The following is a 21,922-nucleotide window of genomic DNA, read 5'->3' as shown; positions in this document are numbered from 1 at the left end:
CATGGCAATTCGTAAGTACAAGCCGACAACCCCGGGTCGGCGCGGCGCGAGTGTCTCGGACTTCGCCGAGATCACCCGCTCGACGCCCGAGAAGTCGCTGGTTCGCCCGCTGCACGGCCGCGGTGGTCGCAACGCGCACGGCCGCATCACCACCCGTCACAAGGGTGGCGGACACAAGCGTGCCTACCGCCTGATCGACTTCCGCCGCAACGACAAGGACGGCATCCCGGCCAAGGTCGCTCACATCGAGTACGACCCCAACCGCACCGCCCGCATCGCGCTGCTGCACTACGTGGACGGCGAGAAGCGCTACATCATCGCCCCCAAGGGCCTGGTGCAGGGCGCCCCGGTCGAGTCCGGCCCGCAGGCCGACATCAAGCCCGGCAACAACCTGCCGCTGCGCAACATCCCGACCGGTACCACCATCCACGCGGTGGAACTGCGTCCGGGCGGCGGCGCCAAGATGGCCCGCTCCGCCGGCGCCAGCATCCAGCTGCTCGGTAAGGAAGGCACCTACGCCACCCTGCGTATGCCCTCCGGTGAGATCCGTCGCGTCGACGTGCGCTGCCGCGCCACCGTCGGCGAGGTCGGCAACGCCGAGCAGTCGAACATCAACTGGGGCAAGGCCGGCCGCATGCGCTGGAAGGGCAAGCGCCCGACCGTCCGTGGTGTGGTCATGAACCCGGTCGACCACCCGCACGGCGGTGGTGAGGGCAAGACCTCGGGTGGTCGCCACCCGGTCAGCCCGTGGGGCAAGCCCGAGGGCCGCACCCGCAAGAACAAGGCGTCCGACAAGCTCATCGTCCGTCGTCGCCGTACCGGCAAGAAGCGCTAGTCAAGGAGGGAGTTAGAGAATGCCACGCAGCCTCAAGAAGGGCCCGTTCGTCGACGACCACCTCCTGGCGAAGGTCGATACGCAGAACGAAAAGGGCACCAAGCAGGTCATCAAGACCTGGTCGCGCCGTTCCACCATTCTGCCCGACTTCATCGGTCACACGTTCGCCGTCCACGACGGTCGCAAGCACGTGCCGGTGTTCGTCTCGGAGTCGATGGTCGGCCACAAGCTCGGCGAGTTCGCGCCGACCCGTACGTTCAAGGGCCACATCAAGGACGACCGGAAGAGCAAGCGCCGATGAGCAACGCGAAGAGCTCGGCACAGCTGAGCACCGAAACACCCGCAAACAGCGCTCGGGCTGTTGCGCGCCACGTGCGCGTGACCCCGATGAAGGCGCGCCGCGTCGTCGACATCGTCCGGGGCAAGTCCGTGGACGAGGCTCTGTCGATCCTGAAGTTCGCACCGCAGGCCGCGGCCGAGCCGGTCGCCAAGGTGATCGCGAGCGCCGCCGCGAACGCGCAGAACAACCTCGACCTCGACCCGAGCACGCTTGTCGTCGCGACGGCGTACGTCGACGAGGGCGCGACCCTCAAGCGGTTCCAGCCGCGCGCCCAGGGCCGTGCATTCCGCATCCGCAAGCGGACGAGCCACATCACCGTGATCGTCGAGAGCAAGGCGCCTGCGTCTGCTGGAAACCGTAACCGCCGGAAGGGAGCTCAGTAGTGGGCCAGAAGATCAACCCGCACGGCTTCCGTCTGGGCATCACCACCGACTGGAAGTCGCGCTGGTACGCCGACAAGCAGTACGCGGAGTACGTGAAGGAAGACGTCGCGATCCGCAAGTTCCTGGCCACCGGCCTCGAGCGTGCCGGCATCGCCAAGGTCGAGATCGAGCGCACCCGCGACCGTGTGCGTGTGGACATCCACACCGCGCGTCCGGGCATCGTCATCGGCCGTCGCGGCGCCGAGGCCGATCGCATCCGCGCCGAGCTCGAGAAGCTGACCGGCAAGCAGGTTCAGCTGAACATCCTCGAGGTCAAGAACGCCGAGTCCGAGGCTCAGCTGGTGGCGCAGGGCGTCGCCGAGCAGCTCTCGAACCGCGTCGCGTTCCGTCGCGCCATGCGCAAGGCCATCCAGTCGGCCATGCGCCAGCCCAACGTCAAGGGCATCCGGGTGCAGTGCTCGGGCCGCCTCGGCGGCGCCGAGATGTCCCGCTCGGAGTTCTACCGCGAGGGCCGGGTCCCGCTGCACACGCTGCGCGCGGACATCGACTACGGCCTGTACGAGGCGAAGACCACCTTCGGCCGCATCGGCGTGAAGGTCTGGATCTACAAGGGCGACATCGTCGGTGGCCGTCGTGAGCTGGCCGCTGCGGCCGCCGCCCCGGCCGACCGCCCCCGTCGCGAGCGTCCGAGCCGTCCCCGTCGCTCCGGTGCCTCGGGCACCACCGCGACGAGCACCGACGCCGGCCGCGCCGCCTCCGCCGATGCACCCGCTCCGACCGAGAATCAGGAGGGCTGACGCATGTTGATCCCACGGCGGGTCAAGCACCGCAAGCAGCACCACCCGAGCCGCTCGGGTGCCGCCAAGGGTGGGACCCAGGTGACCTTCGGTGACTACGGCATCCAGGCTCTCGAGCCGGCCTACATCACCAACCGGCAGATCGAGTCCGCTCGTATCGCCATGACCCGGCACATCAAGCGTGGCGGCAAGATCTGGATCAACATCTTCCCGGATCGCCCCCTCACCAAGAAGCCGGCCGAGACCCGCATGGGTTCCGGTAAGGGCTCGCCCGAGTGGTGGGTCGCGAACGTCAAGCCCGGACGGGTGATGTTCGAGATGAGCTACCCGAACGAGGAGATTGCCCGCGAGGCCCTTCGGCGCGCGATGCACAAGCTCCCGTGCAAGTGCAGGATCGTGACGAGGGAGGAGCAGTTCTGATGGCTACCGGAACCCCCGCCACAGAGCTCCGCGAGCTGACCGAGGAAGAGCTGGTCACCAAGCTCCGCGAAGCGAAGGAAGAGCTGTTCAACCTTCGTTTCCAGATGGCCACCGGCCAGCTGGACAACAACCGTCGGCTGCGCGTCGTGCGCAACGAGATCGCTCGCATCTACACGGTGCTGCGTGAGCGCGAGCTCGGCCTGGCCTCCGGCCCGGATGCGGGTGACGCGGCATGAGTGAGGAAAAGGCAGTGACCCAGAAGGAAGAGCGCGCCAGCCGCAAGGTCCGCATCGGCTACGTCGTCTCCGACAAGATGGAGAAGACGATCGTGGTCGAGCTCGAGGACCGGGTGAAGCACCCGCTGTACGGCAAGATCATCCGCCGTACCACCAAGGTGAAGGCGCACGACGAGAACGGCGTGGCCGGCATCGGCGACCGCGTGCAGCTGATGGAGACCCGTCCGCTGTCCGCGACCAAGCGGTGGCGTCTGGTCGAGGTGCTCGAGAAGGCCAAGTAAGGCCTCCTCCACCCCCCGCCGCGGGGGTGACGAAGGGACCCAGTACGATGGTGGGGTTGTCTCGAGCGGCCTGCTTCAGGCAGCGCCGGGACAGCCCCACCTTCGTGGGTACGGACCGTGCACGTCGGGTCGGAAATCCGCCGTGCAGACAGAAAAGGGTGCGCGCACCCGGATCTGTCGAATTCAGCCAGGTCAAGGAGAAGTAAGTGATCCAGCAGGAGTCGCGACTGCGCGTCGCCGACAACACGGGTGCCAAGGAGATTCTCTGCATCCGCGTTCTCGGTGGCTCGTCCCGTCGCTACGCCGGTATCGGTGACATCATCGTCGCCACCGTGAAGGACGCGATCCCCGGTGGCAACGTCAAGCGTGGTGACGTCGTCAAGGCTGTCGTCGTGCGCACCTCCAAGGAGCGCCGCCGGCCGGACGGCTCGTACATCAAGTTCGACGAGAACGCCGCCGTCATCATCAAGGGTGACAACGACCCGCGCGGCACCCGCATCTTCGGCCCCGTCGGCCGTGAGCTGCGCGACAAGCGGTTCATGAAGATCGTCTCGCTCGCTCCGGAGGTGCTGTGATGAAGGTGCACAAGGGCGACACCGTGCTCGTCATCTCGGGCAAGGACAAGGGTGCCAAGGGCAAGGTCATCGCGGCCTACCCGAAGGAGAACCGGGTCCTCGTCGAGGGCGTGAACCGGATCAAGAAGCACACGGCGGTCTCGGCCAACGAGCGCGGCGCCTCTTCCGGGGGCATCGTGACGCAGGAGGCCCCGATCCACGTTTCCAACGTCGCTGTCATCGACTCGGACGGCAACCCCACCCGGGTGGGCTACCGGACCGACGAGGAAACCGGCAAGCGCGTTCGGATTTCCCGGAAGAACGGGAAGGACATCTGACATGACCACCACCGAGAACAAGACCGCACCGCGTCTGAAGACCCGGTACCGCGAGGAGATCCGCGACGCGCTGAACGCGGAGTTCGACTACGCGAACGTCATGCAGATCCCCGGCGTCGTGAAGGTCGTCGTCAACATGGGTGTCGGTGACGCCGCCCGCGACGCGAAGCTGATCAACGGCGCCGTCGCCGACCTGGCCCTGATCACCGGCCAGAAGCCGGAGATCCGCAAGGCCCGCAAGTCGATCGCGCAGTTCAAGCTCCGTGAGGGCATGCCGATCGGTGCGCGCGTCACGCTGCGCGGCGACCGCATGTGGGAGTTCCTGGACCGCCTGGTCTCCATCGCGCTGCCCCGTATCCGGGACTTCCGTGGCCTCAACGGCAACCAGTTCGACGGCAACGGCAACTACACGTTCGGCCTGAACGAGCAGTCGATGTTCCACGAGATCGACGTGGACAAGATCGATCGCCCGCGCGGCATGGACATCACCGTCGTCACGACCGCCACCAACAACGAAGAAGGCCGTGCCCTGCTGAAGCACCTCGGCTTCCCGTTCAAGGAGAACTGAGCCCATGGCTAAGAAGGCACTGGTCAACAAGGCCAACAAGAAGCCGAAGTTCGCGGTGCGCGCCTACACCCGCTGCCAGCGTTGCGGGCGCCCCCACGCGGTGTTCCGCAAGTTCGGTCTCTGCCGCGTCTGCCTCCGTGAGATGGCACACCGCGGTGAGCTTCCCGGAGTTCACAAGAGCTCCTGGTGACGTGAACGGTGGGTGACCGCAGGGTCACCCACCGTCACTACTGTCAGGGGCCGGTCGCATCCGCGTCCGGTCCGCATGAAACCAAGTTCGTCGTAGGCCCACGGCCGGCGCACCGGTGATTCGTCACCACTGCCGGTGTTGCATGGGAACCGCAACGAGAAAGGTGAACAGGTCAGCCATGACCATGACCGACCCCATCGCAGACTTCTTGACGCGTCTGCGCAACGCCAACACGGCGTACCACGACGAGGTGAAGCTTCCCCACTCGAAGATCAAGGCGAACATCGCCGAGATCCTCAAGCGTGAGGGCTACATCGCCGACTTCCGCACCGAGGATGCCGAGGTGGGCAAGACCCTCGTCGTCGACCTCAAGTACGGCCCTTCCCGTGAGCGCAGCCTCGCCGGTGTGCGCCGCGTGTCGAAGCCCGGCCTGCGCGTGTACGCGAAATCCACCAACCTGCCCAAGGTCCTGGGCGGCCTCGGCGTGGCGATCATCTCCACGTCCTCCGGCCTGCTCACCGATCGCCAGGCGGCCAAGCAGGGAGTGGGCGGGGAAGTCCTCGCCTACGTCTGGTAAGGGAGGCCACCACAATGTCGCGTATTGGAAAGCTTCCGGTCACCGTCCCCTCGGGTGTCGAGGTGACCATCGACGGCCAGGACGTCGCAGTGAAGGGCCCCAAGGGCAACCTCTCGCTGACCATCGCCGAGCCGATCACCATCGCCAAGGGTGAGGACGGCGCGCTCAACGTGAGCCGTCCGAACGACGAGCGCCGCAGCCGTGCGCTGCACGGCCTGTCGCGCACCCTCGTGCAGAACCTCATCGACGGTGTCACCCAGGGGTACACCACGAAGATGGAGATCCACGGCGTCGGTTACCGCGTCGCGCTCAAGGGCAAGGACCTCGAGTTCTCGCTCGGCTACAGCCACCCGGTCCCGATCGAGGCCCCCGAGGGCATCACGTTCGCGGTCGAGTCGCCGACGAAGTTCTCGATCTCGGGCATCGACAAGCAGAAGGTCGGCCAGATCGCGGCCAACATCCGCCGGCTGCGCAAGTCCGACCCGTACAAGGGCAAGGGCATCCGCTACGAGGGCGAGCAGGTGCGCCGCAAGGTCGGAAAGACGGGTAAGTGATCATGAGCCAGACCGAGAACCAGAAGGCCAAGCGGATTCCGCTCGGCAAGGACGCGTCCACCCGGCGTCGGCTGTCGAAGCAGCGTCGGCACTTCCGTCTGCGCAAGAAGGTCGCCGGCACCGCCGAGCGTCCCCGTCTCGTCGTGAACCGGTCCTCGCGCCACATCCACGCCCAGCTGGTGGACGACCTGACGGGCACCACCCTGGCGGCGGCCTCGACCGTCGAGCCGGACGTGCGTGCGGTCGAGGGCGACAAGAAGGCGCGCGGCGCCAAGGTCGGTCAGCTGCTCGCCGAGCGTGCCAAGGCTGCCGGCGTGGAGGCCGTGGTCTTCGACCGCGGCGGCCACACCTACAGCGGCCGGATCGCGGCCCTCGCAGACGCGGCTCGCGAAAGCGGGTTGAAGTTCTGATGACCATCTCTTCGAACGGAAGGAACGCCTGATGCCGGGACGTCAGCGGCGTGACGGCGGCAACGGCCCCGCCGGACAGAATGGCCCCAACACCGGGGACCAGCGTGGTGGTCGCGACCGCCGCGATCGTGACTCGCGTGGCGGCGGTGCCGCCGAGAAGTCGAACTACATCGAGCGTGTCGTCTCGATCAACCGTGTGTCGAAGGTCGTCAAGGGCGGCCGTCGCTTCAGCTTCACCGCGCTGGTGATCGTGGGCGACGGCAACGGCCTGGTCGGCGTCGGCTACGGCAAGGCCAAGGAAGTTCCCGCGGCCATCCAGAAGGGTGTCGAGGAAGCGCGCAAGGGCTTCTTCCGCGTCCCGCTCATCGGCTCCACCGTCACCCACCCGGTGCAGGGTGAGGCCGCGGCGGGTGTCGTCATGCTGCGTCCGGCCTCGCCGGGTACCGGTGTGATCGCCGGTGGCGCGGTGCGTGCCGTGCTCGAATGCGCGGGCATCCACGACATCCTGTCGAAGTCGCTCGGTAGCGACAACGCCATCAACGTCGTGCACGCCACCGTGGCCGCCCTCAAGCAGCTGCAGCGCCCCGAGGAAGTCGCGGCTCGCCGCGGTCTGCCCCTCGAGGACGTCGCACCTGCGGGCATGCTGCGCGCCCGGGCACAGGCTGCTGGGAGCGTGAAGTAATGGCAGAGCTGAAGATCACGCAGGTCAAGAGCACCATCGGCGCCAAGTCGAACCAGCGCGACAGCCTGCGCACCCTCGGTCTGCGGAAGATCCGCCAGTCCGTGGTCCGCGAGGACAACGCGCAGAACCGCGGCTTGATCAACGTGGTGCGTCACCTCGTCGTTGTCGAGGAAGTCACTGCTGAGGAGGCCTCCAAGTGACCATCAAGCTGCACCACCTGCGCCCGGCCCCGGGCGCGAAGACGGACAAGACCCGCGTCGGCCGCGGTGAGGGTTCGAAGGGCAAGACCGCCGGTCGCGGTACGAAGGGCACCAAGGCGCGCAAGAACGTCTCGGCGGCCTTCGAGGGTGGCCAGATGCCGCTGCACATGCGGCTGCCGAAGCTCAAGGGCTTCAAGAACGCCTTCCGCACCGAATACCAGGTCGTCAATGTCGGCGACATCGCCCGCCTGTTCCCCGAGGGTGGCCAGGTCGGCGTCGACGAGCTCGTCGCCAAGGGCGCGGTTCGCAAGAACCAGCTCGTGAAGGTCCTCGGCGAGGGCGAGCTCACGGTTGCCGTGCAGGTGACCGCGAACAAGTTCTCCGGTTCCGCCAAGGAGAAGATCGCCGCTGCCGGCGGCACCGCGACCGAACTGGCCTGACCGGTTCGCTCGTGCGTGACGCACAGCTCGAGAACGGCCGCACTGCAGCACGTCCCGCAGTGCGGCCGTTCGGCGTTCGCACCCCACCGCATGCCGCGCGGCGGAGCACATCCGCCGCGCGTGCGAGCCGCCCCGACCCGGCGCCACGGCACCGGTCCGGGGCGCGCTGCTAGAGTTCAAGAGTTGTCGACCGTCGGACCCCGCGCGTCGATCCACAGTCTCCCGTTTCGCCCTGCCAGGAGGATCTTTGCTTTCCGCCTTCGTCTCGGCCCTCAGGACCCCGGACCTGAGGCGGAAGATCCTCGTCGCGCTCGGGTTGGTGGCCCTGTACCGCCTCGGCGCGACGTTGCCGTCTCCGGGCGTCGACTACGGCAATGTGCGCGCCTGCATCGATCAGCTCAGCGGCGGCGACTCCGCCGGGATCTACTCGCTGATCAATCTGTTCTCCGGTGGCGCGCTGCTACAGCTGTCGGTGTTCGCGATCGGCATCATGCCGTTCATCACCGCGAGCATCATCGTCCAGCTGCTGACGGTGGTCATTCCTCGATTCGAGGAACTCCGCAAGGAGGGCCAGGCCGGCCAGGCCAAGATGACGCAGTACACGCGGTACCTCGCGGTGGCGCTCGCCGTGCTGCAGTCCACCGGCATCGTCGCCCTCGCGGCCCGCGGTCAGCTGCTGCAGGGCTGTACCGAACCGATCCTGGCCGACGACAGCATCTTCGGCATGGTCGTGATCGTGCTGGTCATGACGGCCGGTGCGGCACTCGTCATGTGGTTCGGTGAGCTCATCACCGAGCGCGGCGTCGGCAACGGCATGTCGATCCTGATCTTCTCCGGCATCGCCTCGCGGCTGCCGGCCGAGGGCCGCACCATCCTCGAGTCCCGCGGTGGCCTGGTCTTCGCCATCGTCCTCGTCGTCGCGCTGGTGGTCATCACCGGCGTGGTGTTCGTCGAGCAGGGCCAGCGCCGGATCCCGGTGCAGTACGCCAAGCGCATGGTGGGCCGGCGCATGTACGGCGGTTCCTCGACCTACCTGCCCCTGAAGGTCAACCAGGCCGGCATCATCCCGGTGATCTTCGCGTCGTCGTTGCTGTACCTGCCGAACCTCATCGCCCAGCTGACCGGAGCCACCTCGGCCACCGACCCGAGCTGGTGGCAGCGGATCATCAACGAATACCTGGTGAATCCGAACAACCCCGTTTACATCGCGATCTACTTCTCGCTGATCGTCTTCTTCGTCTTCTTCTACGTCGCCATCACCTTCAACCCGGAGGAACGGGCCGACGAGATGAAGAAGTACGGCGGATTCATCCCCGGCATCCGGCCGGGACGCCCCACTGCCGAGTACCTCAGCTACGTCCTCAACCGCATCACGGTTCCAGGTTCGCTGTACCTGGGTCTCATCGCGACGCTGCCCAACTTCTTCCTCTCGGGCAGCCAGACCGCCACCAGCATCTTCGGCGGCGCCGCGGTGCTCATTCTCGTCAGTGTCGCGCTGGACACTGTCAAGCAGATCGAAAGTCAACTCATGCAGCGCAACTACGAAGGGTTCCTCAAGTGAGACTTGTACTCCTCGGTCCGCCCGGTGCCGGCAAGGGCACGCAGGCCGCCATCCTGTCGGAGAAGCTCGGCGTCCCCGCAATCTCCACCGGGGATCTGTTCCGGGCCAACATCGGGCAGGGCACCCCGCTCGGCCTCGAAGCCAAGAAGTACATCGACGCCGGGGAGCTCGTGCCCGCCGAGATCACCAACAACATGGTGCGCGCCCGCCTCGCCGAGCCCGACGCCGCCAACGGCTTCCTGCTCGACGGCTTCCCCCGCAGCGTGGAGCAGGCTCGCGAACTCGAGGCCATCCTGAAGGATCTCGACACCCAACTCGACGGGGTCCTGTCCTTCGACATCGACGAGGACGTGGTGGTGGAGCGGATGCTCGCCCGCGGCCGCGCCGACGACACCGAGGACGTCATCCGCAACCGGCTCCGGGTCTACCGCGAGGAGACCGCGCCGCTGCTCGACTACTACGCCGATTCGCTCGTCACGGTCGACGCCGTCGGCGAGGTCGACGAGATCAACGCGCGCGCCCTCGCGGCCCTCGGCAAGTAAGGACGCAGGAGCAAGAAGATGGGTTTCGGGCGCAAGCGCAAGGTGGTTCCGTTCCGCACCGCCGGCGAACTCGATGCGATGGCGGCGGCGGGTGCCGTCGTCGGCGCCGCTCTCGTGGCGGTACGGAAGGCGGCGAAGCCGGGCGTGAGCACCCTGGAACTGGACCAGGTGGCGGAGGCGGTCATCCGCGACGCGGGGGCCGTCCCCTCCTTCCTGGGCTACCACGGGTTCACCGGCTCGATCTGTTCGTCGGTGAACGACCGCGTGGTGCACGGCATCCCCTCGGCGACGGAGATCCTCGCCGAGGGCGATCTCGTGTCGATCGACTGCGGCGCGATTCTCGACGGCTGGCACGGCGACTCGGCGTGGACCTTCGGAGTCGGTGAGCTCTCCGCCGCCGACGCCGACCTCAGCGATGCGACGCGGCTGTCGATGGAGGCGGGGATAGCGGCGATGCTGCCGGACAACCGGCTCACCGACGTCTCGCACGCCATCGAGCTGGGTACCCGCGCCGCGGAGTCGGCGCACGGCCGGAGCTACGGCATCGTCGACGGCTACGGCGGCCACGCCATCGGCCGCGAGATGCACATGGACCCGTTCCTGCCGAACGAGGGCGCGCCCGGCAAGGGCCCCCGTCTCGTGGTGGGATCGGTGCTCGCCATCGAGCCGATGCTGACCCTCGGCACCTACGAGACCGAGGTGCTCGGCGACAAGTGGACCGTCGTCACGACCGACGGCAGCCGCGCCGCGCACTGGGAGCACACCGTCGCGGTGACCGAGGACGGTCCGCGCATCCTGACCCCGCGCCCGGAGTAGCGGCGGTGGCGGCGAGCGAATGTATCGCTCGCTGCCGTGAAGGAGCTGAACGATACATTCGCTCGGGCCGCGGGCGCCGCCGGTTCACGCCTCGAGCAGGAGGGTGACCGGGCCGTCGTTCACCAGGCTCACCTCCATGTGCTCCCCGAAGACGCCGGTCTGCACGTCGGCGCCCAGGCCGCGCAGCGCCGTCGTGAACTCGTCCACCAGGGGTTCGGCCACCGCGCGTGGCGCGGCCGCCGACCACGACGGACGGCGGCTCCTGCGGGTGTCGGCCATGAGCGTGAACTGGCTGACGACGAGGATCGGTGCGGCCAGATCGGACGCGGACTTCTCGTCCTCGAGGATCCGCAACGTCCACACCTTCCGGGCGAGCGTGGCGGCCTTCGCCGCGTCGTCGTCGTGGGTCACGCCGACGAGCACGAGCAGCCCGTGACCGCCGGCCCGGGGCGAGATGCGGGCGACCTCGCGCCCGTCGACCGCGACCGCGGCACCCGTCACCCGCTGAACCAACGCCCGCACGGCTGTCCTCCTCGCATCTCGGCATTTGGCCCCGGTGGGAAAGTTCCCGTAACATAGATCGATGGTGCGCCCTGCGCGCCGGCCCGCGGTTGTCCGCAGGCCGGTCACGTCGAGCGTCACGGTAACGGAAACCGATGCAACCACACGCCGAACAACACGGATCGCGGAGGATATGGCCAAGAAAGACGGAGCCATCGAGGTCGAGGGTCGCGTGATCGAGCCGCTGCCCAATGCGATGTTTCGCATTGAGCTCGAGAACGGTCACAAGGTCCTGGCTCACATCAGCGGCAAGATGCGTCAGCACTACATTCGCATCCTGCCCGAGGACCGGGTTGTCGTGGAGCTCTCGCCCTACGACCTGTCGCGTGGGCGCATCGTCTACCGCTACAAGTAAGAGCTTCCCCGGCCGCACGGTCGGGGAGAACCATGTCTGCGGCATGCCTCGTGCTCTGCCGCAGGCGTACACACAGGAGATCAGACGCACCGTGAAGGTTCAGCCGAGCGTCAAGAAGATCTGCGAGAAGTGCAAGGTGATCCGCCGTAACGGCCGGGTCATGGTGATCTGCGAGAACCTGCGCCACAAGCAGCGCCAGGGCTAGACCACCCGCTCTTCGAAAGATCGGCTTGGCAACAAGCTAGAGAAGACCTTCCAGCACCAGTCGTTCGGTCACGATTCCCGATTCGTCGGGGAGCCGCGCGATACACCCCCGGTTCGGAGGCCGGGGCCCCACTGTGTTTCGGACTACCGGCGTTCCGGCTTCGGCCGGGCCGCGGGACCACACAGTTTCACGACGCAGGGGACGGGCTGGGAGCAGACCTCCGCACACCGAATAGGAATGCCACATGGCACGTCTCGCAGGTGTCGATCTTCCCCGCGAAAAGCGGATGGAGATCGCACTGACCTACATCTACGGCATCGGCCGTACCCGCTCGAAGGAGATCCTCGAGGCCACCGGCGTGAGCCCGGATCTGCGCAGCAAGGACCTCTCCGACGAGGATCTCGCCAAGCTGCGCGAGTTCATCGAGGAGACCTACAAGGTCGAGGGTGACCTCCGCCGCGAGGTCCAGGCGGACATCCGCCGCAAGATCGAGATCGGCTGCTACCAGGGCCTGCGACACCGTCGTGGTCTGCCCGTGCGTGGACAGCGCACCAAGACCAACGCCCGCACCCGCAAGGGTCCGAAGCGCACCGTCGCAGGAAAGAAGAAGTAATGCCTCCCAAGTCACGCAGCACCGGTCCGAAGAAGACCCAGAAGGCGCGCCGCAGGGACAAGAAGAACGTCCCGCACGGTGCCGCTCACATCAAGAGCACCTTCAACAACACGATCGTGTCCATCACGGACCCGAACGGCAACGTCATCTCCTGGGCGTCCTCCGGCCACGTCGGCTTCAAGGGTTCGCGCAAGTCGACCCCGTTCGCCGCGCAGCTCGCCGCCGAGAACGCTGCCCGCAAGGCGCAGGAGCACGGTGTCAAGAAGGTCGACGTCTTCGTGAAGGGCCCGGGCTCGGGCCGCGAGACGGCGATCCGCTCCCTCCAGGCCGCGGGCCTCGAGGTCGGCACCATCTCCGACGTCACCCCCCAGCCGCACAACGGCTGCCGTCCGCCCAAGCGGCGTCGCGTCTAACGGGAAAGGAAGGTTTGAATCATGGCTCGCTATACCGGTCCCGTTACCCGTAAGTCGCGTCGTCTGCGCGTCGACCTCGTCGGAGGCGACCAGGCGTTCGAGCGTCGCCCCTACCCGCCCGGCCAGCACGGCCGCGCGCGGATCAAGGAGAGCGAATACCTGCTCCAGCTGCAGGAGAAGCAGAAGGCCCGCTTCTCCTACGGCGTGATGGAGAAGCAGTTCCGTCGTTACTACGAGGAGGCCGCCGGCCGGCCCGGCAAGACCGGTGAGGTCCTGCTGGTCATCCTCGAGTCGCGTCTGGACAACGTCGTCTACCGCGCCGGTCTCGCCCGGACCCGCCGTCAGGCCCGCCAGCTGGTGAGCCACGGCCACTTCCTGGTGAACGGCAAGAAGGTCGACATCCCGAGCTACCGCGTCTCGCAGTACGACATCATCGACGTCCGCGAGAAGTCGCTGGGCACGCTGCCCTTCCAGGTGGCCCGTGAGACCCAGGGTGACCGCCCGATCCCGGGTTGGCTGCAGGTCGTCGGCCCGCGTCTGCGGGTGCTGGTCCACCAGCTCCCCGAGCGCGCGCAGATCGACATCCCGCTGCAGGAACAGCTGATCGTCGAGTACTACTCGAAGTAAGGCGCTTCGCGCCGTGGTGTCCTTCCGGTCCTCCCGAGGTCCGGGGGGACACCACACCCCGACCAGGGCGTCATATGGCGGACGCCCACAAGGAGGCACTCCATGCTCATCTCGCAGCGACCCACCCTCAGCGAAGAGGTCATCGCCGACGACCGCTCGAAGTTCGTCATCGAACCCCTCGAGCCCGGTTTCGGGTACACCCTCGGCAACTCGCTTCGTCGCACCCTGCTGTCCTCGATTCCGGGCGCGGCCGTCACCAGCATTCGCATCGACGGCGTGCTCCACGAGTTCACCACGGTCCCCGGGGTCAAGGAGGATGTCACCGACATCATCCTGAACCTCAAGGGCCTCGTGGTCAGCTCGGAAGAGGACGAGCCGGTCACCATGTACGTCCGCAAGCAGGGCCCCGGCACCGTGACCGCGGGCGACATCGTGCCCCCGGCCGGTGTCACCGTCCACAACCCGGACCTGCACATCGCCACCCTGAACGACAAGGGCAAGCTGGAGATCGAGCTCGTCGTCGAGCGCGGCCGCGGCTACGTCCCCGCTGTTCAGAACAAGGCATCCGGCGCCGAGATCGGCCGCATCCCGGTCGACTCGATCTATTCGCCGGTGCTCAAGGTGACCTACAAGGTGGAGGCGACCCGCGTCGAGCAGCGCACCGACTTCGATCGGTTGATTCTCGACGTGGAGACCAAGAACTCGATCACCGCGCGGGACGCGCTCGCCTCGGCGGGCAAGACCCTGGTGGAGCTCTTCGGTCTGGCCCGTGAGCTGAACGTCGAAGCAGAAGGCATCGAGATCGGTCCCTCGCCCGCCGAGGCCGACCACATCGCCTCCTTCGGACTCCCCATCGAGGACCTCGACCTGACGGTCCGGTCCTACAACTGCCTCAAGCGCGAGGGTGTGCACACCGTCGGTGAGCTCGTGGCACGCACGGAGTCCGATCTGCTCGACATCCGCAACTTCGGTCAGAAGTCCATCGACGAGGTGAAGGTCAAGCTGCACTCGCTCGGCCTCTCCCTCAAGGACAGCCCCGCGTCCTTCGACCCGAGCACCGTCGCCGGCTACGACGCCGCGACCGGTACCTGGAGCGACACGGACGCCGGTTCCTTCGGCGACGCCGAGGGGAACGAGGACTACGCCGAGACCGAGCAGCTGTAGCAGCTCACGGTCCGTTACTAGGAGATTCATCATGCCCAAGCCCAAGAAGGGTGCCCGCTTCGGCGGGTCGGCCTCGCACCAGAAGGCGCTGATGGCCAACCTGGCCACCGCGCTCTTCGAGCACGGCCGCATCACCACCACCGAGGCCAAGGCCAAGGCCCTGCGGCCCTACGCCGAGAAGCTCGTCACGCACGCGAAGGCCGGCACGCTGGCCAACCGTCGTGAGGTGCTGAAGGTCATCCGCAACAAGGACGTCGTCCACACGCTGTTCGCGGAGATCGGCCCGTTCTACGAGGACCGCAACGGCGGCTACACCCGCATCGTCAAGACGATGCCGCGCAAGGGTGACAACGCTCCCATGGCGATCATCGAGCTCGTCAAGGAGAAGACGGTCACGTCCGAGGCCGACCGCGCCCGGCGCGTCGCCGCCTCGCAGAGCGCGCCGGCCACCGAGGCCCCGGCCGAGGAGAATGTGGTCGAGGCCGTCGAGGCCGACGCCACCGACGCGCAGGTCGAGAACGCGGACGCCGTCGTCGACGCGATCGAGGACGAGAACGCCACCGCGGCCGACGCCAAGGACGCCGACGAGGCCAAGAAGGACTAGTCCACTTGGTTTCGGCATCCGCTGAAGCGAACGAGCCCGTCGCCCCCCACGGGGGCGGCGGGCCCGTTGCTTTCGAGAACCCTTCCGCCGCCGCCGTGGACACCACCCGGCTGCGGCTCGACATCGCCTACGACGGCACCGACTTCTCCGGCTGGGCGCGTCAGCCCGGACGGCGGACGGTGTGCGGGGAGATCGAGGAGAAGCTCGGTGCGATCGTGCGCGCGCCGGTGCAGCTCACCGTCGCCGGCCGCACCGACGCCGGGGTGCACGCCTCCGGTCAGGTCGCGCACGTCGACGTCCCCACCGCCGCGATTCCGGACGACCTCGTCCGCCTGGTGCGCCGTCTCGCCCGGTTCCTGCCCCGCGACGTCCGCATCACCGGCATCTCCGTCGCCCCGCCGCACTTCGACGCCCGCTTCTCGGCGATCCGCCGGCACTACGAGTACCGGCTCACCACCGCCGTGTACGGGGCGGACCCCCTGCGGGCCCGCGACACCGTCGCCTGGCCCAAGCCGGTGGACGTGGACGCGATGCGCGCGGCGTCGACCTCGCTGCTGGGCCTGCACGACTTCGCGGCCTTCTGCAAGCGGCGCGACGGGGCGACGACGGTCCGCGAACTGCAGCGCTTCGACTGGACGGTGTCCGGCGGTCGCGCGGCGGGCGCCGGTCCGGACGTCGGCGTGATCCTCACCGCGCACGTGAGCGCGGACGCGTTCTGCTGGTCGATGGTGCGCAGCCTCGTCGGCGCGGCGCTGGCCGTGGGGGAGGGGCGGCGCAGTGTCGAATGGATGACCGCACTGCTCGACGAACGGGAGCGTGCCGCGGCGGTGGCCGTGGCCCCGGCGCACGGGCTCAGTCTCGTCGGCGTCGACTATCCCGCCGACGACGACCTCGCGGCGCGCAACGCGGCCACCCGCGAGATGCGCGGGCCCATCAGCCCCGGCTGCTGCTGACCTGCGGCCGGGCCGGCCGGTGATATGTTCCGACGAGCACGTCCCCCGGCCGGCCCGGCCGGGGGATCGGCGTGTGAGAGGGAGGCACCCATTGCTCGACTTGCCCGCGATCCGGCGACGGGGTGCGACGGTGGCGGTGGCACTGCTCGCCGCGACGTCGCTGCTGACGGCACCGGCGCTCGCCCAGCCGGCTGCGGATGCGGACCCGGCCGGTGCCTACGTCGATCACGTGGAGGAGCGGACCGCGCGCGACTGGGTGCTGCACGTGTACTCGCCGTCCATGGACCGGGTGATCCCGGTCGAGGTGATCCGGCCCGCGGACACCTCCGCGGCGCGACCGACGTTCTACCTGCTCAACGGCGCCGGTGGGGGTGAGGACGCCGCCAACTGGCGGGACCAGACGGATGTCCGCGAGTTCTTCGACGGCAAGAACGTCAACGTCGTCACTCCCGTGGGCGGCGCCTTCGCGTACTACACGGACTGGATCCGCGACGACCCGAAGCTCGGCCGGCACCGGTGGGCGACGTTCCTGACGTCGGAGTTGCCGCCGGTCGTCGACGCGGTGCTGGGCGCCGACGGCCGCAACGCCGTCGCGGGGATGTCGATGTCGGGCAGCTCGGTGCTGGCCCTCGCCCAGCAGTCGCCGGGGCTGTACGAGGCGGTGGCGTCCTACAGCGGGTGTGCACAGACGAGCAGCGACCCGGGGCGCAGCTACGTGGAGGCCGTCGTCACCCTCGGCGGCGGCGACGTCGAGAACATGTGGGGGCCGATCGGCGGACCGGGGTGGATCGCCAACGATGCGGCGCTGAACGCGGAGAAGTTGCGCGGCACGACGCTGTACATCTCGTCCGGCGGCGGTCTGCCCGGCCCGCACGAGGCGGCGTTGGGCGGGCAGGTGGATCCGGTCGACCTGGTCGTCCTCGGATCCATCGAGGCGGCCACGGCCCAGTGCACCGAGCGGCTGCGGCGGACCTTCGACGAACTCGGGATCGAGGCGACCTTCAGCACGGGCGCGCAGGGCACGCACTCGTGGGGTTACTGGCAGGACGCGCTGCACGAGTCCTGGCCGATCCTCGCGGAGGCGATCGGCGCGTAGCGCGGCCCGGCACGCGTGACGGAAACAGCAAGGGGGCGAGGTCGGATGACCTCGCCCCCTTCGCTACGCGTCGAGGCGTCTCTCAGATCAGCCAGCTGAGGAAGGAGAGCACGTGGTCGATCAGGGAGCCGAGCGAGCCGAGCAGCATGGGAATTACCTCCGATGTCGATGTACAAATCCTGGACGTACGTCCAACAAGATCTAAGTACAGGCTGTCCGCTTTGCCCAGAAAATGTGACGCAGGATACCGAGGGGAACGGCGAGGGGTCGGAGGTCAGTCCGCGATCATCCGGAGCAGCGCCGCCACCGCGCGGAACGGCAGCGACAGGAGCCGCAGGAACAGGACGCCGAGCTCGGCGAGTGTCGCCACCGTGTCGGCGGCGTCGGCCGCCCACTCCATCCGGTCCGCGGCTCTGCGGCCACGCCTACGGCGTCTGTCCACCCGGCGCACGGTAGCAGGTGGTTCGCAAAATCTGACAGGAGGATGTTTCAGATTCCACGGCAGGAGTTATCCGGGCGGTGTCGGGGTGCGCGAGCCGCCGGGGAGGACGGCCGCGCGCCCCGACGCCGCCGGGAGTGCGCGCCCCGGGGCTGCCGGGAGTTCACACCGTCAGCCGGCCAGGTGCCGCGCGATGACCAGCCGCTGGATCTGGTTCGTGCCCTCGAAGATCTGGGTGATCTTCGCGTCCCGCATGAAACGTTCGACGGGGAAGTCGCGGGTGTAGCCGTAGCCGCCGAGCACCTGCACGGCGTCGGTGGTCACCTTCATCGCCGCATCGGTCGCGACGAGCTTGGCGACCGACGCCTGCCGCGAGTAGGGCAGGCCGGCATCCTTGCGGCGCGCGGCGTCGATGTACGTCGCGCGGGCCGAGTCCACCGCGGCGGCCATGTCGGCGAGGACGAACCCGAGTCCCTGGTGGTCGATGATCTTCTTGCCGAACGCCTTGCGCTCCTTGGCGTATGCGGTGGCCTCGTCGAGCGCGGCCTGCGCGAGACCCACCGCGACGGCCGCGATGCCGAGCCGGCCCGAGTCGAGCGCGCTGAACGCGATCGGCAGGCCCTGGCCCTCGGCGCCGATGCGGCGCTCGCCGGGTACGAACGCGTCGTCGTAGTGGGCGGTGGTGGTCGGGATGGCGTGCAGACCCATCTTCTCCTCGGGCTTACCGAAGCTCAGGCCCTCGGTTCCGGCCGGCACGAGGAAGCAGGAGATGCCCTTCGAGCCGGCGTCGGAGGTCCGGGCGAACAGCGTGTAGAAGTCCGCCTTGCCGCCGTTGGTGATCCACGCCTTCGATCCGGAGATCCGGTAGCCGCCGTCCACGGCCGTCGCGCGGCAGGCCAGGGCCGCGGCATCGGACCCGGCCTGCGGCTCGGAGAGGCTGTAGGCGCCGATCGTGTCGCCGCCGAGCATGTCCGGCAGCCACTTGTTCTTCTGCTCGTCGGTGCCGTGGGTGGCCAGCGCGAAGCACGACAGCCCGTGCACGCTCACCGCGACGGCAACCGCCGCCCAGCGGGCGCCGAGCTCCTCGAGCACCTGCAGGTACACCTCGTACGGCTGGTTGCCGCCGCCGAATTCCTCCGGGTACGGCAGGCTCAGCAACCCCGCCGCGCCGAGGGCCGGGAAGACTCCCTCGGGGAACGTCTCGGTGCGCTCGTGTTCGACGACCCGCGGGGCGAGAACCTTGTCCGCGACGTCGCGGGTCAGTTCGATGAGGTCGTAGGCCTCGGGGGTGGGCAGCAGGCGCTCGACAGGCACGGCAGACTCCTCGATCGGAAATAGTACTGAGAACGATACTGCAGTACTGTATGAAGTATGACAAGAGCGGGGATCCGACGCGGCACGGCACGTCAGGCGCAGCTGTTCGACCAGCTCGTCGCCCTGTTCCTCGCCGCGGGCTTCGCCCACTTCACCCTCGACGACATCGCCGCCCGCCTGCACTGCTCGAAGTCGACGCTCTACACCCTCGCCGAGAGCAAGGACCGCCTCGTCCGCGCAGCCACCGTGCACTTCTTCCGTGGCGCCACCGAACGCGTCGAGGCCGAACTCGACGGCCACACCGGCGCCGCCGACCGCATCCGCGCCTACCTCGAAGCCGTCGGCCGGCAACTCGAACCCGCCTCCGCGCAGTTCATGGAGGACATGGCCGCCGCCCCCACCGCCCGCGAGGTCTACGAACGCAACACCCGCCTCGCCGCCGAACGCGTCCGCGACCTCATCGCCGACGGCGTCGCCGCCGGCGAACTGCGCGACGTGCACGCCGCGTTCGTCGCCGACGTCGTCGCGGCTGTCATGGTCCGCATCCAGCAGCGCCACGTCGCCGAGGCCACCGGCCTGCCGGACGCCCAGGCCTACCGCGAACTCGCCGCCCTCCTGACCCACGGCCTCACCGCCTGAGCCGCCTACCATCGGCCCATGGACGCCGAAGCCCCGATTCGTCTCGAGATCGTCGTCGCCAGCGTGCGCGCCGGACGGATCGCCCCCGTCGTCGCCGACTGGTTCGCCGCCACCGCACGGCAGCGCCCCGAGTTCGACGTCGGCGTGCTCGACCTCGCCGACACCCCGCTGCCGCAGGATCTCTCCGGCGGCCCTGAGGCCGAGGCGTTCACCCGGCGGATCGAGGCGGCCGACGCGTTCGCGGTCGTCACCTCCGAGTACAACCACGGGTACCCGGCCGCCCTCAAGACCGCCATCGACACCGTCAAACGCGAATGGCGCACCAAGCCGATCGGATTCGTCTCCTACGGCGGGCTCTCCGGCGGGTTGCGCGCCGTCGAGCAACTCCGGCAGGTCGTCGTCGAGGTGCACATGGTCCCGGTCCGCGAATCGGTCAGCTTCCACCGCGTCAAGCACGCCTTCGCCGCCGACGGCACCACCACCGACGGCGCCGCGATCGACGCCGCGCAGCGCATGTTGAACCAGCTCGCCTGGTGGGCGCGGACCGTGCGCGCCGGGCGGGCCGCCCAGCCCTACCCCGGCTGAGGGACCCGGCTCAGCGTGCGGGCGCCGGCTGCGCGGCACGCGGACGGCCGATGTACGCGGCCTCGGCGTCGATGCTCACCAACGACAGCGACAGCCGTCGGCCACCCACCGCCAGCACCACCCGATCGCCGGCCGCTCCGGGCTGCAGGATCGACACGTCCGGGCGCTCGCGCGGCCACCGATCCGGGTGTGCGTGCACGTGGATCGCGGTCGTCCCGGCCGGGACCGTCGCCGGCCGCACGCCGTCGTACACGATCGTGTCGAAGTCCCGATCGTCGCCGGCCAACCGCAACCGGTCCGGACCCGCCGCGGCCAGCAGGGGATGCCAGGCCAGGGCGCGATCGGTGTGGATCACCACGCGGGCGCCCGTCGCCACCGCCCGGAACACCACCTGCTGCGCCAGATGTAGCTCCCCGGCGACATACACGGTGCGCACCCCCCGGCCGGTCAGGCGGACGGACACGGCCGCACCGGACTCGTCCGCGCCGAGCAGCTGCCCGCATCCCGTCACCGGCAGCGCCAGGGCGTCGACGTCGGCGAGGTGCATGGTGCGCAGCGGGATCAGATCCTCGAGCCCCACCGCGGCCGTCGGGATCGACGCCAGCAACCCGTCCAGTTCGCGGCTCCACAGCCGTCGGGTGCCCGGCATCCGGATCCTCGGCTCGGGCGTGCGGCTCGTGCCGCGCACCGACGCTCCTATCCGCACGGCTCCCGGCTCGGCGCCGGGGCGCAGCCGAACCGCGATCGTCGCAGACGACAGTGACTCGGACCAGACCCGGGTCATGATCGCCCGGTCGAGGTGCCCCGGCTCCACCACCGCGGCGCGACTGTAGCCGCCGGGAAGCCGTACGGCGCCCCGATCCTCCTCGAGCAACGCCGGATCCGCGCACCCGGCGACGGACTCCACCGCCCCGGCGATCTCTCCCGCGCCGAGGATCCTCGCGGTGTGGTGCTGCTCCGCCAACGCGCGCACGACGCGCCGCGCCGCGGCGGTCACCGCGCGCGCCGCGCCCTCCGAGCCGCCGCCACGGCGGGCCACCGCGGCCGGGCAGGCGACGGAGTCGAACCGCAGCGCGAGCCACACGGTGCACGTCGCGGCGGCGGGCAGCGGCCCGATCAGGCGCTCGTACGCCGCACCGGCGGCGGTCTCGTCGCACACCCGGCTGCCGTGCACGATGACGTCGATTCCGTCGAGGCCGACGTCGTGCGTGGCGAGGCACGCGGCGATCGCGGCCAGCGGAAGCCGGCGCAGCGGTTCGGCCCGATCTCGTGTCAGCCGGGTGAGCTCGCCGGCCGTCGGTACCAGCTCGACCACCGCCACGACGGCGGTGCCGTCCCAGCACACCCCGACCGGTCGATCGTCGCCCGCCGCGACGTCGACGATCACCGGGCCGGACCGCAGCGAACGGCGCCGGAACCGCCACCACAGCCGCCCCCATTCGACGGCGTCGAGTCCGTGGACAGGCACCGCCACCGCCAGCGCGGCCAGTACCGCCACGGTCACCGCAGCGGGAAGCGGAGCGCCCGTCGCCGCCGCCGTCGTCGCGCCGATCACCGCCGCGCACTGCGCCCGCACCACCGTCACCACGCAGCGGCGCCGCGGCCGCCGGAAGATCCCATCCTGCACGAC

At 68.8% G+C, this 21,922-nt stretch carries 35 protein-coding genes; 31 read left to right on the top strand and 4 right to left on the bottom strand.

Annotation, left to right across the window (positions count from 1 at the left end; genetic code table 11):
• Nucleotide 1 precedes the first annotated feature (1 nt).
• The 20 genes from rplB (at nt 2) to map (ending at nt 10,724) form a co-directional block, all read left to right on the top strand.
• The gene (gene rplB, locus KZJ41_RS19435) at nt 2-835 is read left to right on the top strand and encodes a 50S ribosomal protein L2 (protein WP_003938089.1); all 834 of its coding nucleotides are present in this window, start codon (nt 2-4) and stop codon (nt 833-835) included.
• 19 nt (nt 836-854) lie between these two features.
• Nucleotides 855-1,136 carry a 30S ribosomal protein S19 gene (rpsS, locus tag KZJ41_RS19430; RefSeq protein WP_003938088.1) on the top strand — a complete coding sequence of 94 codons (282 nt, stop codon included), beginning with the start codon at nt 855-857 and terminating at the stop codon, nt 1,134-1,136.
• On the top strand, nt 1,133-1,558 hold the full coding sequence (rplV, locus tag KZJ41_RS19425) for a 50S ribosomal protein L22 (RefSeq protein WP_037201025.1): 426 nt from the start codon (nt 1,133-1,135) through the stop codon (nt 1,556-1,558). Before rpsS ends, rplV begins: the two co-directional genes overlap by 4 nt.
• Nucleotides 1,558-2,355: a 30S ribosomal protein S3 gene (gene rpsC / locus KZJ41_RS19420; RefSeq protein WP_003938086.1), complete on the top strand. Its 798-nt coding sequence runs from the start codon at nt 1,558-1,560 to the stop codon at nt 2,353-2,355. The genes rplV and rpsC overlap by 1 nt, the downstream gene beginning before the upstream one ends.
• A gap of 3 nt (nt 2,356-2,358) precedes the next feature.
• Nucleotides 2,359-2,775 (top strand): 50S ribosomal protein L16, encoded by a 417-nt coding sequence (gene rplP / locus KZJ41_RS19415; protein WP_006947154.1) that lies wholly within the window; start codon nt 2,359-2,361, stop codon nt 2,773-2,775.
• Nucleotides 2,775-3,011, top strand: a complete 237-nt coding sequence (gene rpmC / locus KZJ41_RS19410; protein ID WP_003938084.1) for a 50S ribosomal protein L29 — start codon at nt 2,775-2,777, stop codon at nt 3,009-3,011. The genes rplP and rpmC overlap by 1 nt, the downstream gene beginning before the upstream one ends.
• Nucleotides 3,008-3,292: a 30S ribosomal protein S17 gene (rpsQ, locus tag KZJ41_RS19405; RefSeq protein ID WP_026137932.1), complete on the top strand. Its 285-nt coding sequence runs from the start codon at nt 3,008-3,010 to the stop codon at nt 3,290-3,292. The genes rpmC and rpsQ overlap by 4 nt, the downstream gene beginning before the upstream one ends.
• Nucleotides 3,293-3,498: 206 nt before the next feature.
• Nucleotides 3,499-3,867, top strand: a complete 369-nt coding sequence (gene rplN, locus KZJ41_RS19400) for a 50S ribosomal protein L14 (protein ID WP_006947156.1) — start codon at nt 3,499-3,501, stop codon at nt 3,865-3,867.
• Nucleotides 3,867-4,184: a 50S ribosomal protein L24 gene (gene rplX / locus KZJ41_RS19395; protein ID WP_006947157.1), complete on the top strand. Its 318-nt coding sequence runs from the start codon at nt 3,867-3,869 to the stop codon at nt 4,182-4,184. Before rplN ends, rplX begins: the two co-directional genes overlap by 1 nt.
• A gap of 1 nt (nt 4,185) precedes the next feature.
• Nucleotides 4,186-4,752, top strand: a complete 567-nt coding sequence (gene rplE, locus KZJ41_RS19390) for a 50S ribosomal protein L5 (RefSeq protein ID WP_006947158.1) — start codon at nt 4,186-4,188, stop codon at nt 4,750-4,752.
• Nucleotides 4,753-4,756: 4 nt separating this feature from the next.
• Nucleotides 4,757-4,942: a type Z 30S ribosomal protein S14 gene (locus KZJ41_RS19385; protein ID WP_006947159.1), complete on the top strand. Its 186-nt coding sequence runs from the start codon at nt 4,757-4,759 to the stop codon at nt 4,940-4,942.
• 178 nt (nt 4,943-5,120) lie between these two features.
• Nucleotides 5,121-5,519 carry a 30S ribosomal protein S8 gene (rpsH, locus tag KZJ41_RS19380; protein WP_017681442.1) on the top strand — a complete coding sequence of 133 codons (399 nt, stop codon included), beginning with the start codon at nt 5,121-5,123 and terminating at the stop codon, nt 5,517-5,519.
• A gap of 14 nt (nt 5,520-5,533) precedes the next feature.
• Entirely contained in the window at nt 5,534-6,073 is a 540-nt protein-coding gene (gene rplF / locus KZJ41_RS19375) for a 50S ribosomal protein L6 (RefSeq protein WP_006947161.1), read from the top strand.
• 2 nt (nt 6,074-6,075) lie between these two features.
• The gene (gene rplR, locus KZJ41_RS19370) at nt 6,076-6,483 is read left to right on the top strand and encodes a 50S ribosomal protein L18 (RefSeq protein WP_029544906.1); all 408 of its coding nucleotides are present in this window, start codon (nt 6,076-6,078) and stop codon (nt 6,481-6,483) included.
• A 31-nt stretch (nt 6,484-6,514) separates the two neighbouring features.
• Nucleotides 6,515-7,165: a 30S ribosomal protein S5 gene (gene rpsE / locus KZJ41_RS19365; RefSeq protein ID WP_006947163.1), complete on the top strand. Its 651-nt coding sequence runs from the start codon at nt 6,515-6,517 to the stop codon at nt 7,163-7,165.
• Nucleotides 7,165-7,365 carry a 50S ribosomal protein L30 gene (rpmD, locus tag KZJ41_RS19360; protein ID WP_006947165.1) on the top strand — a complete coding sequence of 67 codons (201 nt, stop codon included), beginning with the start codon at nt 7,165-7,167 and terminating at the stop codon, nt 7,363-7,365. The genes rpsE and rpmD overlap by 1 nt, the downstream gene beginning before the upstream one ends.
• The gene (rplO, locus tag KZJ41_RS19355; RefSeq protein WP_006947166.1) at nt 7,362-7,805 is read left to right on the top strand and encodes a 50S ribosomal protein L15; all 444 of its coding nucleotides are present in this window, start codon (nt 7,362-7,364) and stop codon (nt 7,803-7,805) included. Before rpmD ends, rplO begins: the two co-directional genes overlap by 4 nt.
• A gap of 247 nt (nt 7,806-8,052) precedes the next feature.
• Nucleotides 8,053-9,366, top strand: coding sequence for a preprotein translocase subunit SecY (gene secY / locus KZJ41_RS19350; protein ID WP_006947167.1), 1,314 nt, complete (start codon nt 8,053-8,055; stop codon nt 9,364-9,366).
• Nucleotides 9,363-9,908, top strand: a complete 546-nt coding sequence (locus KZJ41_RS19345; RefSeq protein WP_006947168.1) for an adenylate kinase — start codon at nt 9,363-9,365, stop codon at nt 9,906-9,908. Before secY ends, KZJ41_RS19345 begins: the two co-directional genes overlap by 4 nt.
• An 18-nt stretch (nt 9,909-9,926) precedes the next feature.
• The gene (map, locus tag KZJ41_RS19340; protein ID WP_006947169.1) at nt 9,927-10,724 is read left to right on the top strand and encodes a type I methionyl aminopeptidase; all 798 of its coding nucleotides are present in this window, start codon (nt 9,927-9,929) and stop codon (nt 10,722-10,724) included.
• Nucleotides 10,725-10,808: 84 nt separating this feature from the next.
• On the opposite strand, the gene dtd is transcribed toward map, so the two are convergent.
• Nucleotides 10,809-11,246 (bottom strand): D-aminoacyl-tRNA deacylase, encoded by a 438-nt coding sequence (gene dtd / locus KZJ41_RS19335; protein WP_006947171.1) that lies wholly within the window; start codon nt 11,244-11,246, stop codon nt 10,809-10,811.
• Between the two features lie 172 nt (nt 11,247-11,418).
• Between dtd and infA the strand changes: the two genes are divergently transcribed.
• The 9 genes from infA (at nt 11,419) to KZJ41_RS19290 (ending at nt 17,315) form a co-directional block, all read left to right on the top strand.
• Complete coding sequence (gene infA, locus KZJ41_RS19330) at nt 11,419-11,640, top strand: translation initiation factor IF-1 (protein WP_003886926.1); 222 nt, start codon at nt 11,419-11,421, stop codon at nt 11,638-11,640.
• A 91-nt stretch (nt 11,641-11,731) separates the two neighbouring features.
• Complete coding sequence (gene rpmJ / locus KZJ41_RS19325; protein WP_003938068.1) at nt 11,732-11,845, top strand: 50S ribosomal protein L36; 114 nt, start codon at nt 11,732-11,734, stop codon at nt 11,843-11,845.
• A 244-nt stretch (nt 11,846-12,089) separates the two neighbouring features.
• Entirely contained in the window at nt 12,090-12,458 is a 369-nt protein-coding gene (gene rpsM, locus KZJ41_RS19320; RefSeq protein WP_003938067.1) for a 30S ribosomal protein S13, read from the top strand.
• Nucleotides 12,458-12,871, top strand: a complete 414-nt coding sequence (gene rpsK / locus KZJ41_RS19315) for a 30S ribosomal protein S11 (RefSeq protein WP_003938066.1) — start codon at nt 12,458-12,460, stop codon at nt 12,869-12,871. The genes rpsM and rpsK overlap by 1 nt, the downstream gene beginning before the upstream one ends.
• A 21-nt stretch (nt 12,872-12,892) precedes the next feature.
• Nucleotides 12,893-13,498, top strand: a complete 606-nt coding sequence (gene rpsD, locus KZJ41_RS19310) for a 30S ribosomal protein S4 (protein ID WP_006947173.1) — start codon at nt 12,893-12,895, stop codon at nt 13,496-13,498.
• A 102-nt stretch (nt 13,499-13,600) separates the two neighbouring features.
• Nucleotides 13,601-14,662 (top strand): DNA-directed RNA polymerase subunit alpha, encoded by a 1,062-nt coding sequence (locus KZJ41_RS19305; protein WP_006947180.1) that lies wholly within the window; start codon nt 13,601-13,603, stop codon nt 14,660-14,662.
• A gap of 31 nt (nt 14,663-14,693) precedes the next feature.
• Nucleotides 14,694-15,266 carry a 50S ribosomal protein L17 gene (gene rplQ, locus KZJ41_RS19300; RefSeq protein ID WP_029544902.1) on the top strand — a complete coding sequence of 191 codons (573 nt, stop codon included), beginning with the start codon at nt 14,694-14,696 and terminating at the stop codon, nt 15,264-15,266.
• A gap of 5 nt (nt 15,267-15,271) precedes the next feature.
• Nucleotides 15,272-16,219, top strand: a complete 948-nt coding sequence (truA, locus tag KZJ41_RS19295) for a tRNA pseudouridine(38-40) synthase TruA (protein WP_029544901.1) — start codon at nt 15,272-15,274, stop codon at nt 16,217-16,219.
• A 91-nt stretch (nt 16,220-16,310) separates the two neighbouring features.
• A complete protein-coding gene (locus tag KZJ41_RS19290) occupies nt 16,311-17,315 on the top strand; it encodes an alpha/beta hydrolase family protein (protein ID WP_006947192.1) in 1,005 nt (334 codons plus the stop codon).
• Nucleotides 17,316-17,589: 274 nt separating this feature from the next.
• Here the strand turns inward: KZJ41_RS19290 and KZJ41_RS19285 are convergent, their stop codons facing one another.
• The gene (locus tag KZJ41_RS19285; RefSeq protein ID WP_155948273.1) at nt 17,590-17,757 is read right to left on the bottom strand and encodes a hypothetical protein; all 168 of its coding nucleotides are present in this window, start codon (nt 17,755-17,757) and stop codon (nt 17,590-17,592) included.
• Between the two features lie 168 nt (nt 17,758-17,925).
• Entirely contained in the window at nt 17,926-19,068 is a 1,143-nt protein-coding gene (locus KZJ41_RS19280) for an acyl-CoA dehydrogenase family protein (RefSeq protein ID WP_006947196.1), read from the bottom strand.
• Between the two features lie 57 nt (nt 19,069-19,125).
• Between KZJ41_RS19280 and KZJ41_RS19275 the strand changes: the two genes are divergently transcribed.
• Nucleotides 19,126-19,707: a TetR/AcrR family transcriptional regulator gene (locus KZJ41_RS19275; RefSeq protein WP_006947198.1), complete on the top strand. Its 582-nt coding sequence runs from the start codon at nt 19,126-19,128 to the stop codon at nt 19,705-19,707.
• A gap of 18 nt (nt 19,708-19,725) precedes the next feature.
• Nucleotides 19,726-20,292 carry an NADPH-dependent FMN reductase gene (locus tag KZJ41_RS19270; RefSeq protein ID WP_029544898.1) on the top strand — a complete coding sequence of 189 codons (567 nt, stop codon included), beginning with the start codon at nt 19,726-19,728 and terminating at the stop codon, nt 20,290-20,292.
• Between the two features lie 10 nt (nt 20,293-20,302).
• Here the strand turns inward: KZJ41_RS19270 and eccE are convergent, their stop codons facing one another.
• On the bottom strand, nt 20,303-21,919 hold the full coding sequence (eccE, locus tag KZJ41_RS19265) for a type VII secretion protein EccE (protein ID WP_235431077.1): 1,617 nt from the start codon (nt 21,917-21,919) through the stop codon (nt 20,303-20,305).
• Nucleotides 21,920-21,922: the final 3 nt, after the last annotated feature.

Source organism: Rhodococcus sp. 11-3 (assembly GCF_023704055.1).
In the GTDB taxonomy this organism is placed as follows: Bacteria; Actinomycetota; Actinomycetes; order Mycobacteriales; family Mycobacteriaceae; genus Rhodococcus; species Rhodococcus aetherivorans.
This window is presented reverse-complemented; position numbering and strand designations above follow the sequence as displayed.